We start from the raw sequence: 16,884 nt of genomic DNA on the forward strand, positions 1-16,884 counted from the left end.
GCCAAGGATAGAGCCGCGATTGGCCAGCGTATCTTCTGCCGTTGTGGCGCGAAGAAATCAGCGATGAGCAGTGGACCCGTCTTGAACCGTTGCTGCCACCCCTGGTTGGTCTAGGGCGACCGTACCTGGCCCATCGTCCGGTGATCAGTGGCATCGTCTGGGTCCTGCGCACGGGTGCACCCTGGCGTGACGTTCCGGAATGATTCGGGAAATGGACGACTGTGGCCAGTCGCTTCCGGCGCTGGACGAAGAAAGGTATCTGGCAAGCCATCTGGGCGCAGCTACTGCGCGCAGCAGACCTGCAAGGTCAGCTGGACTGGTCCATGCATTTTGTCGATGGCACCGTGGTTCGAGCACATCAATGTGCCGCCGGCGCACGTGGAGGTCAAGACGGTGAAGCGCTGGGACGGTCACGAGGGGGGTTCGGCACCAAGATTCATGTGCGTGCCGAAGGGAATGGCAAACCCATGGCCTTCGTGCTCAGTGGCGGAGAACGCCACGAATCGAAGTTCCTGCAACCACTACTGGAAACAGGCGCCGTTGTTCGTCCTGGACGGGGACAACCACGAATCCGTCCTGAACGCGTGGTGGGGGACAAAGGCTACAGCTACCCCACTGTGCGGAGGTACCTTCACAGCCGTCGCATTCGAGTCACGATTCCCAGGCGAAAGGACCAAGGGCTGGACCTCTGTTTTGATGCAACCCTTTACAAGGAGCGAAACAAGATTGAACGTCTGGTTGGCCGCCTCAAACACTTCCGCCGGATCGCCACCCGATATGACAAGCGCGCGGTGAATTTCCAAGGGTGGTTGACGGTCGCCGCCGTCCTGCTTTGGCTGTAAGACGCGACTTCGTGTCAGCTCCTGGCGACGGACAAGGTATACGCGGCCATTTCGAGCCGTTCTCGCCGTGAGGCATCCGTCTCTGTGTGCGCAGCAGACTCAAGCCAAGCTGGCTGCTGCCTGTCGAGCAACCACTGCACCACCTGTTGTGCCTGCGCTGTCCGGCTGGTCCAATAGGCCCCCCGTAACTGGCCCTGCACCAGGCTCTCTGCTTCAGACAACACGAAGGCCGCCAGATGCTGCACGGCGAACGGGGTATCAATCTTGGCCCAGTGGGTGAGGTAAGACGTCAGATCGTGTGCGGCCTGAGCAATGCCCTCAAGCACGGTGGCCACCACGCACGGTCCCCAAGGGTCCTCGACGTCTTCCCGTGCCAGGACGTCTTCCCACCAGGTGTGCAGGAAGGCGTCCACAGCCGCGTACTCCTGATCTGGCCATGACCACCACTGGCTGTACGTCAGTTTGCCCAACAGGATTTCAATCTCACTTAACTGATCATGGGCAATCAGTTCCAGAAGACGAGGCAGGAAGTGCTTGAAATCAACTTCGTCTCCCCACGTGGTCATGGTTTTCACGCTGAACAGATCCAGGTGCGGTGCCGTCAGATCATGCAGAGGAACTGCATGCAGCTCCTCTGCCGCGCCTGAGGGAAGACAACCACAGGGACAGCCCTCGATATGCCGTCGCAATGGATACCGCTCAAACACCTCATAGAGGTGCTTGATGCTGTCCTGAAGCGCAGGCGAGAGAACTGGAGTCGGCGTCACACCTGCTATTCAACACGATCATCCTCCTCGACACCAATGCACCTTGGCCTACACGCCGTAGATCGGCGAGGTAGGGAGCGCTATTCGGTATCAGTCTCTAGATACCGGGTATCTAGATCGGCGAGGTAGGCAGTGCTATTCGGTATCAGTCCCTAGATACCGCGTATCTAGATCGGCGAGGTAGGCAGCGCTATTCGGTATCAGTCTCTAGATACCGGGTATCTAGATCGGCGAGGTAGGCAGTGCTATTCGGTATCAGTCCCTAGATACCGCGTATCTAGATCGGCGAGGTAGGCAGCGCTATTCGGTATCAGTCTCTAGATACCGGGTATCTAGATCAGCGAGGTAGGCAGTGCTATTCGGTATCAGTCCCTAGATACCGCGTATCTTTCTCGGTCCGGATTCGTCACCAGAGAACAAACTCTCAAGGTTGAGCAGCCGTTGTCAGGGTTGGATCCAAACGTTGCGGTACCTCTTGAGTCTAGATACCGCGTATCTAAGCCTGTAAGCAGGCTCCCCCGGACCAGCCGTGCGCTAGATACCGGGTATCTAGCGGATGTCCGTCGACGTAAGGAGGCTGCTGGGCCGCTCCTCGCGCAAAGACCTTCACCCGTACCGGGTCGCCGCAGCCGCATGGCGAAATCAGACCCAGCAACCGTCGGACGGTACGAGGACCTCACACAACGGATCCGCACGATCTACGGCCGAGCCGCTGCTCAGGTTGTCATCACTTCCCAGGCCACACGCACCTCCAGCCGCCAAGGCTTCGGCGTGCTGGACGCCCGAGGCGAGGTGCTCAGCCCGGCTGCGGATGCGGAATGCGACCAGCTCGCTGAGGACGCCTTCGCCCTGCTGGGTAGTGGCTGCACCCTGCTGGCCGGCGACCCGGAGAGCCCCGATGACCCCACTCCCACCGCCCCTCTCATGTCGCCAGCTGCCCGAGTGGAGGATCTGCCGTGGCACGCCCAGTGACCGTCACCAGCCCCCGCATCAAGGAGCACTCCATGACCCAGCGAAGCCTGCCACCCCAGTCCCCGACACACCGCGCGTTTGCCGCCGCCCTGAACGTCCTGCCAGTCGACCAGGTCCGGCTCGCCAGGGACTTCACTCACTTCGACCGCTTCCTCCTGCAGGGCGAACCGGAACGCGCCCTGCTGACAATTGGGGAGAACTGGACACACCTGGCGACACACGACATTGACCGGCAGGTGGTGGAGTACGACGTTACGCGCGGCGCCGGAAGCGCCTTCCCGTTCTTCCTGGCGAGTGTCGGCGCAGTGGTGCACGTGGTGACCCGGGCGGAGGCGCTGGCGTTCGTCAACACTCTGCCACAGTGGATCTGTTTCGACGACGAGACCCGCCAGGTGTACGTGGAAGATGGCGCCCGGCACGCTCTCCCCCATCAGCTCGCCGCACAGATATCCCGGGCATACGCCCGTCCAGAGGGCCGTGAAGACTGGGATCAGCGCTCCCGCCTGACCGGGCAGCTGCGTGTGCGCTCTGCCCTCCAGGGCCTTCAGCGGGCTGCGGGGCGGATGCAGTTCCCCGAGCCCCGCATGGCGTTCGCAGACACACCGATCGGAGTCACGGTGCGCCGCATCTTCCAGGGGCGCAGCGCGACTCCGTACGGGCATGACATCGGGATCTGCGCCCAGATTCTCAGCTTGAACGGACCTGAACAGGCGGTCGTGGTCATCACAGACAAGGCGTGTATTCCGCTGCTGCACCGCGAAGACGAGAGCCTGCTTGTGGAACTGGACCGGGGTGGTCCGATCGAGGTGCACCTGGTCAGTGCTGCCCGCAGCCGAAAGCTCAGGACAGGGGAGATCTGCCCAGCGATCCGCGAGCTGCCCACCTACCAAGCGCCAGACCGGACGGCGTTGGAGCGCGCCGTCGGGGCGGCGTGGCTGGACGAGATCAACGCACAGCTGGCCCGCAAGACCGCGTGACCTCTCTGCCCTGCATCACAAGGGGGCCGGCGATTCCACGCCTGTAGCGGCACACCCACTCCTGACGCCTGACCTGGAACCACCCGGTCGCAGGGACGATGAACATCGAGGAGATTCGATGACACAAGTGATCAAAATCGACGAGAACGGCCAGCATATCGCCAAGCGGCAGTACCTCCATCCCGGCGACGGAGACGTCACCGGGATGTTCTGGCGCATTGCGCGGTGGATCGCCGGTGCGGAGGTGCCTGAAGTCCAGGAGCACTGGGCGCAGAAGTACTTCGACCTGATGGCCGAGAAGAAGTTCTGCCCCGGCGGGCGCGTCCTGGCCGGCGCGGGCACGCAGCACGGCAACGTCCTGAACTGCTTCGTGCAGGGCGCCACCGAGCACGCCCCCAGCAGCTTCGAAGGCGTGATGGAAGTCGCGAAGAAACTCGCGCTGGTCACCAAGGTCGGCGGCGGGAATGGCGTGAACCTGGACGTGTACCCGGCCCGCGTCACGCGGAAGGACACCGTTCAGGGTGTCGCCTACCTCAGGGCCGACCACCCGGACGTGGACGACTTCCTGCAGGGGCTGATGCGGCCGCCCACGCAACCGGACGGCGACAAGCAGCCGGTCAAGCTGCGCAACTGGAAGCGCGTCGTCTATGGCGAGGGTCTCAGTGAGGAGCAGACCCGCCGCGCCCTGCAGCACCAGGTGGAGCTGCGCTACAGCCGCCCCGAGCATGTCACGGAAGTGCCCGACGACATGGGCGGCATCATGGACGCCGCGGCGCAGGTGACGGTGGCCGTCCGGGAGGGCGACACCCCTCATCTGGACCTGAGCCTGATGCGGGCCGAGGGCACGCCCATCAAAGGGTCCGGCGGGACCAGCAGCGGCCCGGTGAGCTTCCTGGCGGAGATCTTCGACAACTTCGTCGAGTGGGGCAACCTCGGAGCGGAGCGAAGTGGCCCGGTCCACACGCTGCGCTACGTGTACGCGCCGGTGCTGCGCGTGGTGCGGCAGGGCGGGTCCAGGCGCGGTGCGGGCATGGCGACCATCAGCATCGGGCACCCGGACGTGCTGGACTTCCTGACGGCCAAGGACCTCGACCGCGAAGCCGCCGAAGGCGACATCGGCACCTTCAACATCAGCATCCTGGTCAGCGCCGCGTTCTGGGATGCCGTTCAGCAGGACGCGCTCTGGCCCCTGGCCCCGCAGGAGGTGCCTGGGAAGTACGTCCCGGTCCTGAACAGCAAGGTCGAGCACGTCGGGGACCTGCGGGCCATTCCGGTTCAGACGACCCCGCAGGGCCTCGGCGTCCGCGCCCGCTGGCTGTGGGGAGAGATCGCCCAGCACGCCTGGCAGACCGGCGAGCCCGGCCTGATCTTCAATGACCGGGTCAACGAGCACAGCGCCCTCAAGAACCTGGGGGACCGCTACGAGATCCGCAGCACCAACCCCTGCCTCGCCCCGGGGACGCTGGTGTACTACCGCGAGGTCGGGAGTGACGACGGCCCGAGAAGCGCGCCGGTTGAGCAGCTCCTGGACCGGGATGTGGAAGTGATCGACGGCGTGGACAACTGCTGGTACGTCACCCGGTTCCGGGTGACCGGGCGGAATGAAGTCGTCTGGAACCTGGAGACCGATCACGGCGGCACTGACCACTTCACGCCGTACCACACCTTCTTCCTCGAGGACGGCACGCCCGTTCAGCTCCGCGAACTGGAGGAGGGTCAGAAGCTGCTGGCCGGCAACGGCAATCTCTTCACGGTCCTGGCAGTGGGGACGGAAAGCCGCATGGTGGCCGAGGTGTACTGCTGCACCGTCGAGCCGCATCACCGATTCACCCTGGCCTCGGGCCTGCAGAGCGGCAACTGCGGTGAGATTCCGCTGACCGTGGGTGAGCCCTGCGATCTTGGCGCCATCAACCTCAGTGAGTACGTCACGGACGGGACGTTCGACATGACGTCCTTCCGTGCGGACGTGCGGACCTGCGTGCGCTTCCTGGACGATCTGTTGGACGTGAACGTCTTCGCGCTGGAGGACAACCGCGTCGCCAGTCAGGACCTGCGCCGCCTGGGCCTGGGCGTCATGGGCCTCGCCGACGCCCTGATCAAGATGGGCCTGGCGTACGACAGTGACGAGGGACGCGCCGCAGTGCACGAGATGATGACGGCGCTGCGGGAGGCGGCGGTGGCGGAGAGCGAGGCGCTCGGCGAGGAGAAGGGGGTCTATCCGGTCTACGCCCGGCACCAGGCGCTGATGCCGCACAGGCCGCGGCGAAACGTCGCGGTCCTCACGGTCGCCCCGACCGGCACCACCTCCATGCTTATGGGCGCCTCCTCCGGTCTGGAGCCGCTGTTCTCCCCGTTCATCTGGCGCCGCATCGGCGGAGACTACCGGCCGATCCTGCACCCCCTGTTCCGCGAACTGATGGAGGAGACCCCCCTCACCCGCGACGAGCTCCGCGAGGCGCAGCAGGGGCACTACGTGGTGCGCAACGAGCACGACTCCTCACCCCGGGACTTCCTGTGGGACTGGGAGAAGGTCCAGGAGGCCATCAGCAGCAACCACGGCAGCGTCCAGGGACTGTCGTTCATTCCCGAGCGGATCCGTCACGTCATCCGCTGCGCACACGACATTCACCCCAGCGATCACGTCCGGATGCAGGCGGTCGTGCAGCGCGCGTACGACGCAGGGGGCGAGCATGCCGCAAACAGCATCTCCAAGACGATCAACCTGCCCAACAACGCCACGGTCCAGGATGTCGAGCGGGCGTACGACGAGGCGTACCGCAGCGGCTGCAAAGGCGTCACGGTCTACCGCGACGGCTGCCGCAGCTTCCAGCCGCTGAACACCAGCAAGCAGGCCGCCGAGGGGTCCACCCCCGAACCGGCCGCGGCGCTGGAGGGCGCGGCCGTGCCCGGGGATGACGTCACGGCCGCCGGCCTGGACGGGCCAGGTGACCTGAACGCTCCCCCGACGGACGTGCCGCCGCCGCCCGGCATCGCCCCGTCCTTCACCCGCCAGACGAAGCTGCAGGGCAGCACGATCATGATGCGGTTGAGGCACATGGACACCGGGGTGCAGACCACCTACCTGGTCACGGTGAACACCGACCATGTCACCGGCCTGCCCATCGAGGTGCTGCTCGTGGGAGGCAGCAGCGGCCAGGAAGCGCATGCCGATTCCGAAGCCATCGGCCGGGCCGCGAGCAACGCGCTGCAGTTCGGCACGCCGGCCCGCAAGCTCATCAAGACGTTCAAGGGCATCGAGGGCGGGCTGATGGGGTACGTGACCCTGCCGGACGGCAAGAACCGGCGCGTGACCAGCAAGGCCGATCTCGTAGCCTATGCGCTGGAAGAGTCGCTGCGCGACCGTGACGAGCGCCTGCGCGGGCTGGACCGTGCGCTGCAGGCGCCGCTGAGCAGCGCCGTGCCGGAAGTGGTGCATGGGGCACCAGCAGAGACCCTGCAATGCCCGAGTTGCGACTCCATGGCGCTCAAGCCGTCCGAGGGGTGCTACACCTGCGAAGCCTGCGGGTACTCCCGCTGTAGCTAGGCCCCCAGAATTTCGCCGACTGACCCTCCAGCCGCCACGCTGGGGGGTCCTATCATAGGTAGAGCAGTCGATCGAGCGCGTACCCGGTCATCACGGCCCCGAGCAACAGGCCACTGACGGCAACGAGCAGTTCCTCGCGGTCCTTGCGGAGCAGCGAGCGTCCATACCGCCAGAAGGCGCATGCCAGCAGCGCCAGCCACGGCAACAGGCGCATCCACTCCAACACCGCCCCCTCGATCAGACCCATAGGGCCAGTATGACCTCACACCGACTGAATCAACCGACGCCCGAACAACGGGACTTCCTGGACGCGGTCGCCCACACGGGCGATCACCTGTTCCTCCGGGCGACCGCGGGATCCGGCAAGACCACCACCCTCGTCGAGGCGGCGTGGAGCCTGCCGGTCCGGCAGCGGACGGTGTACTTCGCGTACAACCGTCACGCAGTGCAGGACCTGCGCGGCCGTCTGCCCGGGGACGTGCAGGCCCGCACGCTGCACGCCCACGGCCTCAAGACGCTCGGCACCTGCGTGATCGACGGGCAGAAGGCGTCCACCCTGTGCGCGGGTCAGGCACAGGAGCTGGCCAGTGACCCCGGAGTCGTGCAGGTCCTCACGCGCGTGCTGCTGAAGGCCTTCAACGCCATGCGGGAATTGCAGCTGCCGCCCGGCACCCCCGACCTCGCCCTGGAATGGGCCGAGCACCGTCCACCTGGCGTCCCAGACGTCTCCTGGCAGCGCCGATTCAGCACCGCCCTCTCCCAAATCGCGCGGGCGGGCGTGGAACAGTACGAGACCACCCGGACCATCGATTACACCGACATGCTGTGGCTCCCCCTCCAGACGGGCCAGGGGCGGTCCAGTGTCGCCCACGCCATTGTCGACGAGGCGCAGGACCTCACGCCCCTCCGGTGGGCCTACCTGATGCACGTCACGGGGCAACGCGGCAAGCAGCCGGGCCGGATCATCGCCTGCGGCGATCCTGAGCAGTCGATCTACCAGTACTCGGGCGCGGAGCCAGGTGGGATGCAGCGGCAGGCAGACGCGCTCGGAGCCCGGGTCTACCCGCTCAGTATCTCCTGGCGGTGTCCAGCGCTGGTGGTGCGTGAAGCCCAGCGGTGCAGCACGTTCATCCGCGCCGCGCCCACGGCCAGGCAGGGAGCGGTGCGCCGCGTCCTCAGCACCCACCACGATTACCGCACCACCCAGGCGGTGCTGTGCCGCACGAACGCGCCATTGATCGTCCTGGCCCTGCAGCTCCACAGGGACGGCCTGCGCGTCTCCCTGGGCGGGGAAGACCTTTCCGCCCAGCTGGTCAAGGCGGCCCGCGAACTGCCTGATCCCTACACCGAAGCCGATGTCGAGCGCCTGGAGCAGCTGACCCCGCCCCCGAAGACCGCCCTGCAGGCCCTGCATGCGGACTTGCGGGTCGCTGCGGCGCAGCTTGCCCGGGAAACGCTCCGCGGCCGGTCCCAGGCCACCCGCCAGGCGCTGAGCCGGCTGGTTGACCAGCTGTGTCAGAGCAGTCCCGGGACCGTTTACCTCAGCACCATCCACCGCGCCAAGGGGATGGAGTGGGACGACGTGACCGTTCTGCAGCCTGAGCTCATGCCGCTGCCGTACGGCACAGCCGAGGAGGAGCGCTGCGTCGAGTTCGTGGCCATCACCCGGGCGCGCAGGCGGCTCACCTACGCCCTTGGTCCCGAAGCCTGGGATGCCTACGAAACTGAGCTGTCCAGTGCGCCCCTCCCAGCGGCCGCGCGTCCACCCAAACGCCCCACTCCACCACCCAAACGCCCCGCGCCTGCGAACCCGCCCCCGCGCGCACCGGACGGCAGTGAAGGGCCGCCCCGCGTGATCACCGTCGCACTTCCCGACGACGCGCCCTCGTGCGTGCGCGAGTGGAACATCTTCACCGGGCAGGACCCGGTCCCCGCCATGGCCCTGCGACAGGCGCTCCAGCGCGTCGCCCGGGCCAAACGACCGCAGCTGAGCGTCTGGGCCGCCGCCACCCTGGAGCGCGTCCAGCGCCTTCCGGGCAACGCGGCCGTACTGATCGACCACGACCGCCTTCACCAGGCTGAGCAAGCCGTCACGGCCAGCACGATCAGCATTCCCGCGATGCCGCCGCGCCCCCCGCGTCCGCACCGGCAGCTGCTGATCACTGAACATTCCCTCGCCCGCTGGAAGTACGGTGAGATCGAAGGCGAAACCGACCAGCTCGTCACCCTGACCTACCGCGGGGCGCGGTACACCTTCGACAAGACCACCTGTGAACTCTCCGGCCAGCCGTTCGATCCAGCGCAGCCGTACCTGCACCCGGACCGCTAACCCCCTTCACCCTGCACAGGGCGCAGGGTGGGCGGGACCGACGAGCCGGCCCGCTGAAATTCGGGACGGCGCCCACCCAACAGCGAGGACAATGGTCTCATGTTCAGACGCCCCCCAGCACCTCAGCAGCAGGAACTCCCCCCAGACGTCAAGGCGCTGCAGGCCCGCATCGCAGAACTTGAGCAGAACCAGGTCGCCCTCAAGGAGATCATCCTCGGTCAGCAGACCGCGTTCGAGCAGATCGACGTCAGCCTGATGGAGCTGCTCGAGACGGTGCCCCACCTGCACCGCCCGACCATCCAGGCGCTGCTCGCCCAGCGCATCCGCATGCTGGCCCGGCTTCCGCTTGGCCTGCACGAAAACGACCCCAAGGCGCAGGAGGCCTTCGAGGCGCTCACGAAATATCCGGCCGGCACGTACGTCAACGCCGCGATGAGCGCCACGGAACTGCTGCGCTACCGCGTGCACTCCGTCGTCACCCTGATCACGAAGATCGCCAGTGGCGAAAACATCGGGGTGCAGGACGTGGTGTTCCAGGGCGAGAACGACCTGGAAGTCCTGATCAACCACGAAAAAGCCCGCGTGCGCCGACAGCAGCCGCAGTAACCCCGCGCCCTTTCCGCGTGAGCGGCGACAGCATCCTCCACGGGGCTGTCGCCGCCTTCCACGTCTGGAGTTCCGCTATGACCCAAACGAGCCCAATCCAGGGATTCGTCCCCGTCCTGACCCTCCGCTTTCCCCTTGACGCCCTGCTGCGCCCGTACGTGGAGCGGCTCAGCCCCGCTGCCCTGATCAGCGTCCCGGAACTCCAGCACCGCCGGGACGGGACGCTCCCGGATCTCCCGCTCATGATCGACTCCGGTGGATACGCCGCCCTCCAGCCGGGGGCGCAGGTGTCCCGCCGGGGCGGGCTGGGGATCCTGACCCTCGCCGACGGCCGGCAGATCACACCCCGTGACGTGCATGCCGAGCAGGAGAGGCACGCGCACACCGGGTTCACGCTCGACTTCCCCTGCCCGGACCAGCTCGGGGCAGAGGAGAGGGCGCGGCGCCTGGACCTCGGACTGGCCAATGCCCGCTGGGCGCTGCGCCAGCCGCGCCGCTTCCAGCTGTACGCTTGCGTGCAGCCCGGACAGGCCGCCGCACCGTTCCTGGCACTGGAACCGGATGGCCTCGCGCTCGGTGGGCTCGCCCCACACAGCAGAGACCGGGGACGCATTCATGATGCGGTCCGGGAGGTGCGCCAGCAGATGCCCGCAGGGATGCCCCTCCATGTGTTCGGGATCGGTCATCCCGACTCCCTCCGGGCGGTCTTCGCAGCGGGCGCCACCAGCGCCGATTCCAGTGCCTGCCAGCGCCTCGCGGCAGACGGCCGCAGCTGGCAGGGCGAGGCCCTCAGCGACCCGGCCCCTCACGAGCGCCTGCGGTTCGCCCTGCATAACCTCCTGGCGGCCACCGAGGCCGGAGCGCGCCCGTGAGCGCCTCCCTCACCGACGGACAGACCAGCGCGCTCCTGACGCTCCCGACCGGGGCAGGGAAGACCACCCTCGCCCTGCAGGCCGCCCGCGCCACCCTCGAACGCGGCGACCGGGTCCTGGTCCTCGTGCCCCTGCGCGCCCTGGCCGCCGAGGTAGAGCAGCAATGGCAGGCGGCCCTGCCCGGCTTCAACGTCCAGGCGTACCGCGGTGACCGCCGGGCGGCCCGCCCGTACCGGGACGTTGACGTGGTGATCATGACCGCCGACCGCTGCGAACTCCTGCTCCGCGCCTGGAGGCGACACCACCTGTGGCTGGCCCGCATCCGCCTGGTCGTGGCGGACGAACTGCACACCATCGCCGACCCCGGCCGGGGCGCGCGGCTCGATGCGGCCCTCACCCGCCTCCAGGCGCTCCTGCCGCTCGCCCACGTGCTCGGTCTGACCGCCACATGCGGCAACCCCGATGCGGTCGCCGCATGGCTCCGCGGCGTGCACGTCGGCGGCGGAACCCGGCCCGTGCCCCTGAAGTGGGACGTCCAGACCGTGCGCCGGGTTCAGGACAAGCCAGCGCGACTCACGGGCGCCCTGCAGGCCGGGGAATCGACCCTGGTGTTCGTCCACGCCCGCGCGCGCAGCGCCGAGCTCGCCGCGCACCTCCGGGCGCAGGGCGTTCACGCCGAGGCGCACCATGCCGGACTGACCGCCGATCAGCGGGCGGAGATCGAAGCGCGCTTCCGAAGAGGGGAGACCACCGTCCTCATCGCCACCAGCGCCCTCGAGCTGGGCGTGAACCTCCCCGTCCACCACGTCGTGCTGTACGACCTCACGCTCGCCGACCGTGGCCACTTCACGCCCCTGGGCATCAATGCCGCGTGGCAACGCGCCGGACGGGCCGGCCGGGACCGACGCATGGCCAGCGCCCGGGTGACGGTCATCGGCACACCAAGCGAGGACCCCCACCGGTACCTCACCCCGGCCTTCGAGCCGCTGCAGAGCGCCCTGGCCCGCGAAGACGCCCTGCTTGACTTCATGCTGGGCAGCCTCGACGGAGGCTGGGCACGCACCCCCCCGCAGCTCCAGCGGCTGTTGGCCTCCACACTGGCGGCGGCTCAGGGGCAGCTGGACGCTCAGAACGCCCTCTCCCACCTGATCCGGCAGGGCGCGGTCGATGAACAGCAGGGGCGCCTGGGTGTGACCCTCCTGGGCCGCGTGGCGAGTCAGGCGATGCTGCCGGTGGCCACCGTGAAGGCCTGCGCCCACCTGCCCCAGGACCCGACCGTGCTCGACGTGCTGCTCACCGCCTGCCAGGCCGACCCTGGCCTCCTGCCACGCCTTCCGGACCTGGCGGCGCTGCTGGTCGAACCGGTCCTGCAACTCACCCCGTCCAGGCTGCTGGATAGGGGAGAGCGGTTCAGTGACCCGGCACTCGCCAGCGCCGCCCTCGCCCTCGCGGCCTGCCAGGACGGGGACGAGGAAGCGGCCGCGGCCTTCGGGCTGTACCGGCCGCAGGTCACGGCCCTGCGGGACGGCCTGGTCCGGGTGGTCAGCGCCTGGCAGGCCTTCACGCCACAACCGAAACTTGCCCTCGTCCGGACGATGCTCGCCGCTCAGCTTCCCCTGGGCGCAGCCACCCTGGCCCTGCTGCCCGGGGTCGGGCACGTCCTGGCCCGCACACTCGCGCACGCCGGCTTTGAAGACGTCGAGGCGCTCGCCCAGGCCGACCCCGCCGCAGTGCAGGTTCCAGGCATCCGGGCCGAGCGCACTGCGCAACTGGTCGACCGGGCCGAGCGGCTCGTGGCGACCTTCACCGAGGACGTCACGAGGGAGCCGGCGGCGAAGGACCGCGCATTGCCGCTTGATTGGCACGGCCACACCGACCCGGTCCGCCTTCAGCGCGCGCTCACCCTGACTGTGACGCCCACCTCGCAGGGGTTCATCGTGACCGGCGGGGCCGCGCCCCACCACGTCACCCCGGTTCTCCACTGCGACTGCCTGGACCACACCCGGACCCGGCGCTGCAAACACGTCCTTGCGGTCCTCCTCGCACAAGCGGATCCGCAGGTGATCCGCAACGCAGACTTGCTCAGTGCCTAGCGTGGACCCCGTACTGCCGGACCATTTCGAGTCTCGACGACTGCCCCGACGGGCATCACCACACCGCCCGTGCGGCAGAGCACATGCGCGACCCCTTTGGGGGAAACCGTCTGTTGTCCAGGGCCAAACCAACCACTGAAAAGCACGACCCCTTTGGGGGAAACGCTCACAACTCTCGCCGTGAATTGAGCGCAACAGGGCACGACCCCTTTGGGGGAACAGGAGGGCCTGGCTGAGAAATCCCCATCTTTTCGCTGTGTACAGCGGCGAATTGCGGCAATAGTCGTGAACCACGACCCCTTTGGGGCATCCGACAAAGGGGTCGTGGATTTCGGGGAAGCTCAAAAGCACGACCCCTTTGGGGGGAATCATGCCTCGACGTGCGCCAGGACGATAAAGCGGGCCATTGTGGCTCGGTTTCGAGCTTGCACGACCCCTTTGGGGGGGACACCCCCCCAAAGCACGACCCCTTTGGGGGGTTTGATCCCCATTCCACGACCCCTTTGGGGGGAAAGTGGTATTTTCTGCCGTTCCAGTCGCAATTCGAGTCTTCCTCTGTTGTTGTCTTCTTTTAGTCTTTATAGAGAAAGACAACTGAACAGCGCGAGAGGGGGCCCAGGGATGAAACGCCAGAACTCAATCACCACCTACGCTGACGAGCGTTTCATCGCCCAGGTCGGCATCATCAGCATTCAGAACCGAATCGATCCGAACAGTCCCTCCAACCGGCGCTGGACCAGCCAATTCAGTGTGCACGGCATCCCGTATCACATCGAAGGATATGCCGCCGATTTTGGGCGTCCTCGCGGTGTCGATACTGACGTGCAGCTTGCTGTCGAAACCCTGTTCCTCCTGCAGGGCTGTCCGCAGGACAACACCGTCCACACCAGCGCCTACGAACTGATTCAAATGTCCCACATGTCCCAGAAGGGCACCAATTACGTCCGCCTGCGGGAATCTCTGATGCGTCTCTGGCGAGTGGGCTTCCTGGTTTCAAAAGCGCACTACCTGCCAGGAAGCCCATGGGGCACCTACATGAATGAAACGCTTGGCCTGTTCCAGCGAGTGAGGTTCTGGAGCAAAGGCAAGCGGGACGACAGCCCCGATCTGCAATCCTTGGTCGCCGACGGCAAACTGATGATCCAGCTGTCTGAGCCTCTCGCAGAGAGCATTCGGGCCGGATACACGCAATCGCTAAACCGGAAGCTCCTGGCGCAGATCGAACAACCAGCCGGCCGTGCCACATACCGCATTCTCCAGGCCCACCGCGCAGATGCAGGACCACTGCAGGTGGGACTGCTGGACTGGGGAATCGCGTGCGGCATCACCACCTCAGAGCCGGACAAGATTCGCCGGACGCTTCATGCCGCGCACGACGAACTGCTTCAAACGCACTACTTGGACGGGGTGGAGTTTGTCGGCCGTGGAACGAAGCAGATGGTCGAGTACCACTTCCGGCAGGAAGGAAGCGCAGATCCAGCACTTGTGCACCTGCTGATGGAGCAGGGCATTACGCGGCACCGGGCGGAGGTCCTGGCCCGCGATTATCCGGACCGGGTCGAAACTGCCGTTCGGTACGTGGCTGGCCGCCGCGCTGAGGGCAAGGCTATTGATAACGGCATAAGTTGGAATCCATCAGCTGTTGAGGCAGTTTGATGTACCGAACCCGTTGCCAAGCCGTCACCAGCTTCGCTTTCAGCACTCCCACCGAGCGGGCACAGACGTTCCCCAGCACATTGCGCTTTACATACGCCCACACCATCTCGATCGGATTCAATTCAGGGGCGTAGGGCGGCAGAAACACCAAGAACAGGCGTTCGTGCTGCAGCACGAACGCCTGTGTTGCCTTCGCCCGGTGGATCCCGGCGTTATCCAGCACGACCACGATCTCTCCCTGAATGTGACGCAGCAGATGCTGGAAGAACCGGATGACGTCCCCACTCCGAATCGCCCCGGACTTCGTGTGCTGGAAGAATCTCCCGTCCGAGGTGATCGCCCCAATCGTTGAAAGCTTCTCCCAGTTCGCGGGAAGCGTGACCAAGGGCGTCACGCCCTTGGTCGACCAGGTCCGTCGCCGCACGCCCTTCAACGAGAACCCGACTTCATCCAGATAGACGAGTGTCGCGCCCTCAGCGACCTTTTTTTCCCAACTCCGGCGCGACCTGTTCTTTCCAGGACGCGATCCGGAGTTCATTGCGCTCAGCCGCGCGTCCATCCGGCATCTGGGGCGTGAACCCCAACTGACGAAGAATTCTCCGGACGTGATCATGGTGGTACCACACGTCGAAGTGCCGCCCGATCAGATCCGTGACCCGCTTGGTGCTCCACGTCTGGTCGGGAAAGCCATGGTGCAGTGCACCCTCCCTCAGGAGGGTGCGGACCTGTTCGAGCTGTGCGGCGGTGAGTCGGGAGGGGCGTCCGGTCGTCACCGTCGCCTGGAGACTGCCGGTACGTTTCAGGCGTTTTTTCCAGTTGCTGACGGTGTGTACTGAAACCCCGAAGTGCTGGGCAATCTCCTGCTGTGAATGCTTGCTCTCTTGAAGCCACGGCGTCGCGGCCAGCCGGCGTTCTTCCAGCTGGGCCCGGGAGTATTTGGAAGGATGCCATTCGGCCACGCCGCAAGCCTAGCAGCTCATACTTACGCCGTCATCAATAAGAATCCTGGGGGCATGACGACCGACATTCTTCTGCGGCCAGAAAAGTACAACCTGGACGGGCAGCCAGATCCCCTTCGTCCTCCTGCTCCACCTCGCCTTGACCCAGTTCGCGCCGAGCGCGAAATCGTTCAGAAACAGGACCAGGAGCAGCAGGTGCTTCTGAGTCTCCCGCCGGAACAGCAGTGGAGCGCATGTCAGAAGGACTTGCGTTTTCTCCTCCATAAGGCCATCAAACCGGAGCAGTTCACAGCTTTAGAAGCGCTTTGCGTCGCGGGGCACGTCGACGCCACCGCACTCAGGCGTGAACTTCCTATGCTGCCAACCGCTGAGCGCCGCGTCCGCGTTGAGACTTTGCTTGAAGACATGGCCCCACTGCTTTGACAGCTGTATTCGCGCCAGCCAACCAGCGCCACCGGTCGTTCACACTGACTGGAATGGCTCAGCCAGGTAGTCCCTCGGGGCAGCAACCTCCCACCCATGAACTGACGTGGACTATTGATAACGGCACAGGTTCGCATCGGGTGCCGAGATGGTCAGCCAAGGGGCCAGTTATTGGTGAGAGGTCGTTAGCGAATCTATGCTGCGATCATGCAGTCTGGGTGTCGGAATACTGAGCAAAAAAAGCAGTTCTGGCTTCTGGGTTGAAGAACACAACTAGGTTGTCTGCCATACCATCGACCTGAAGTGAATCGGGATCGACTTCGGCGGTGACAACAAACACCTGCTTTCCACCGAGCTTCACGACAGCTTCGTTCGGGAGCAACTGCATAGCTTCGAGCGGCTGCCCAATGTGGGCCTGCCAGTCTGCATGTTGGGAAACATCCTCAAAGATGCCCTCCCGGAGGAAGTCAACCATGCGGCCGTGGCGAACGCTCAACTCCTCCTCTGCAGCGTTATCCCACGTCACGAAGAAATAGCCCGTATCGAAGCTCAATTCCACGCCTTGCCCGACGTCGTGGATCCCTGGCCAATTCAAATCCATGTTCGCGTCGCCCTGCGGGCGGTAGTAAAGGACGCGCCTAAGGGGCTGGCCAATGAACTCTTCGAGGCCTTGAGACATAGTCCTACCTTTCCACACGTGAGGCCTTCACTTGATGGGGATGTAACCACGATCTGTGTCCTGGGCGTAGCCGTCGGCATGTGAACCAAGGCAGACGTGTGCCGTTATCAACAAACTGGTCGGAAGGTCCGCCCTTCCTGCGCGCGTGAGGGGACCAACAGCGGA

At 65.6% G+C, this 16,884-nt stretch carries 13 protein-coding genes and 1 pseudogene; 10 read left to right on the top strand and 4 right to left on the bottom strand.

Features of this window, described 5'->3' with window-relative positions:
- Positions 1-41: 41 nt before the first annotated feature.
- A pseudogene (locus DFI_RS18495) lies at positions 42-842 on the top strand (IS5 family transposase).
- A 14-nt stretch (positions 843-856) separates the two neighbouring features.
- On the opposite strand, the gene DFI_RS18500 reads toward DFI_RS18495, so the two are convergent.
- Positions 857-1,609 carry a hypothetical protein gene (locus DFI_RS18500; protein ID WP_155864627.1) on the bottom strand — a complete coding sequence of 251 codons (753 nt, stop codon included), beginning with the start codon at positions 1,607-1,609 and terminating at the stop codon, positions 857-859.
- Between the two features lie 771 nt (positions 1,610-2,380).
- Here DFI_RS18500 and DFI_RS18505 point away from each other — a divergent pair.
- From DFI_RS18505 to DFI_RS18515, 3 genes are all read left to right on the top strand, one after another.
- A complete protein-coding gene (locus DFI_RS18505; RefSeq protein WP_118376041.1) occupies positions 2,381-2,581 on the top strand; it encodes a hypothetical protein in 201 nt (66 codons plus the stop codon).
- Positions 2,582-2,613: 32 nt separating this feature from the next.
- Positions 2,614-3,558 (top strand): hypothetical protein, encoded by a 945-nt coding sequence (locus tag DFI_RS18510; RefSeq protein ID WP_118376042.1) that lies wholly within the window; start codon positions 2,614-2,616, stop codon positions 3,556-3,558.
- 118 nt (positions 3,559-3,676) lie between these two features.
- The gene (locus DFI_RS18515) at positions 3,677-7,102 is read left to right on the top strand and encodes a TSCPD domain-containing protein (protein WP_043779912.1); all 3,426 of its coding nucleotides are present in this window, start codon (positions 3,677-3,679) and stop codon (positions 7,100-7,102) included.
- Between the two features lie 52 nt (positions 7,103-7,154).
- On the opposite strand, the gene DFI_RS18520 is transcribed toward DFI_RS18515, so the two are convergent.
- The gene (locus DFI_RS18520; RefSeq protein ID WP_027464341.1) at positions 7,155-7,349 is read right to left on the bottom strand and encodes a hypothetical protein; all 195 of its coding nucleotides are present in this window, start codon (positions 7,347-7,349) and stop codon (positions 7,155-7,157) included.
- Between the two features lie 9 nt (positions 7,350-7,358).
- Here DFI_RS18520 and DFI_RS18525 point away from each other — a divergent pair, with 9 nt between their 5' ends.
- From DFI_RS18525 to DFI_RS18545, 5 genes are all read left to right on the top strand, one after another.
- The gene (locus tag DFI_RS18525) at positions 7,359-9,431 is read left to right on the top strand and encodes a UvrD-helicase domain-containing protein (protein WP_027464340.1); all 2,073 of its coding nucleotides are present in this window, start codon (positions 7,359-7,361) and stop codon (positions 9,429-9,431) included.
- A gap of 99 nt (positions 9,432-9,530) precedes the next feature.
- On the top strand, positions 9,531-10,037 hold the full coding sequence (locus tag DFI_RS18530; protein WP_027464339.1) for a hypothetical protein: 507 nt from the start codon (positions 9,531-9,533) through the stop codon (positions 10,035-10,037).
- 77 nt (positions 10,038-10,114) lie between these two features.
- Positions 10,115-10,909, top strand: coding sequence for a tRNA guanosine transglycosylase family protein (locus tag DFI_RS18535; protein ID WP_118376043.1), 795 nt, complete (start codon positions 10,115-10,117; stop codon positions 10,907-10,909).
- Positions 10,906-13,002, top strand: coding sequence for a DEAD/DEAH box helicase (locus DFI_RS18540; protein WP_027464337.1), 2,097 nt, complete (start codon positions 10,906-10,908; stop codon positions 13,000-13,002). The genes DFI_RS18535 and DFI_RS18540 overlap by 4 nt, the downstream gene beginning before the upstream one ends.
- A 621-nt stretch (positions 13,003-13,623) precedes the next feature.
- Positions 13,624-14,658, top strand: a complete 1,035-nt coding sequence (locus DFI_RS18545; protein WP_081426047.1) for a replication initiator protein A — start codon at positions 13,624-13,626, stop codon at positions 14,656-14,658.
- On the opposite strand, the gene DFI_RS20605 is transcribed toward DFI_RS18545, so the two are convergent.
- A protein-coding gene (locus DFI_RS20605) for an IS630 family transposase (RefSeq protein WP_216826950.1) occupies positions 14,609-15,617 on the bottom strand; the annotation gives its coding sequence in 2 pieces (ribosomal slippage) (positions 14,609-15,148 and positions 15,150-15,617; 1,008 coding nt in all). The genes DFI_RS18545 and DFI_RS20605 overlap by 50 nt on opposite strands.
- Before the next feature lie 54 nt (positions 15,618-15,671).
- Between DFI_RS20605 and DFI_RS20400 the strand changes: the two genes are divergently transcribed.
- Positions 15,672-16,040 (top strand): hypothetical protein, encoded by a 369-nt coding sequence (locus DFI_RS20400; protein WP_155864518.1) that lies wholly within the window; start codon positions 15,672-15,674, stop codon positions 16,038-16,040.
- A gap of 205 nt (positions 16,041-16,245) precedes the next feature.
- Here the strand turns inward: DFI_RS20400 and DFI_RS18560 are convergent, their stop codons facing one another.
- A complete protein-coding gene (locus DFI_RS18560) occupies positions 16,246-16,719 on the bottom strand; it encodes a hypothetical protein (protein WP_027462653.1) in 474 nt (157 codons plus the stop codon).
- Positions 16,720-16,884: the final 165 nt, after the last annotated feature.

The sequence above is a fragment of the Deinococcus ficus genome, assembly GCF_003444775.1.
In the GTDB taxonomy this organism is placed as follows: domain Bacteria; phylum Deinococcota; class Deinococci; order Deinococcales; family Deinococcaceae; genus Deinococcus; species Deinococcus ficus.

Coding starts and splice junctions, on each gene's coding strand:
- DFI_RS18520 (WP_027464341.1), bottom strand. CDS start 7,349: ATGGGTCTGATCGAGGGGGCGGTGTTGGAGTGGATGCGCCTGTTGCCG.
- DFI_RS18560 (WP_027462653.1), bottom strand. CDS start 16,719: ATGTCTCAAGGCCTCGAAGAGTTCATTGGCCAGCCCCTTAGGCGCGTC.
- DFI_RS18530 (WP_027464339.1), top strand. CDS start 9,531: ATGTTCAGACGCCCCCCAGCACCTCAGCAGCAGGAACTCCCCCCAGAC.
- DFI_RS18535 (WP_118376043.1), top strand. CDS start 10,115: ATGACCCAAACGAGCCCAATCCAGGGATTCGTCCCCGTCCTGACCCTC.
- DFI_RS20400 (WP_155864518.1), top strand. CDS start 15,672: ATGACGACCGACATTCTTCTGCGGCCAGAAAAGTACAACCTGGACGGG.
- DFI_RS18515 (WP_043779912.1), top strand. CDS start 3,677: ATGACACAAGTGATCAAAATCGACGAGAACGGCCAGCATATCGCCAAG.
- DFI_RS18545 (WP_081426047.1), top strand. CDS start 13,624: ATGAAACGCCAGAACTCAATCACCACCTACGCTGACGAGCGTTTCATC.
- DFI_RS18510 (WP_118376042.1), top strand. CDS start 2,614: ATGACCCAGCGAAGCCTGCCACCCCAGTCCCCGACACACCGCGCGTTT.
- DFI_RS18525 (WP_027464340.1), top strand. CDS start 7,359: ATGACCTCACACCGACTGAATCAACCGACGCCCGAACAACGGGACTTC.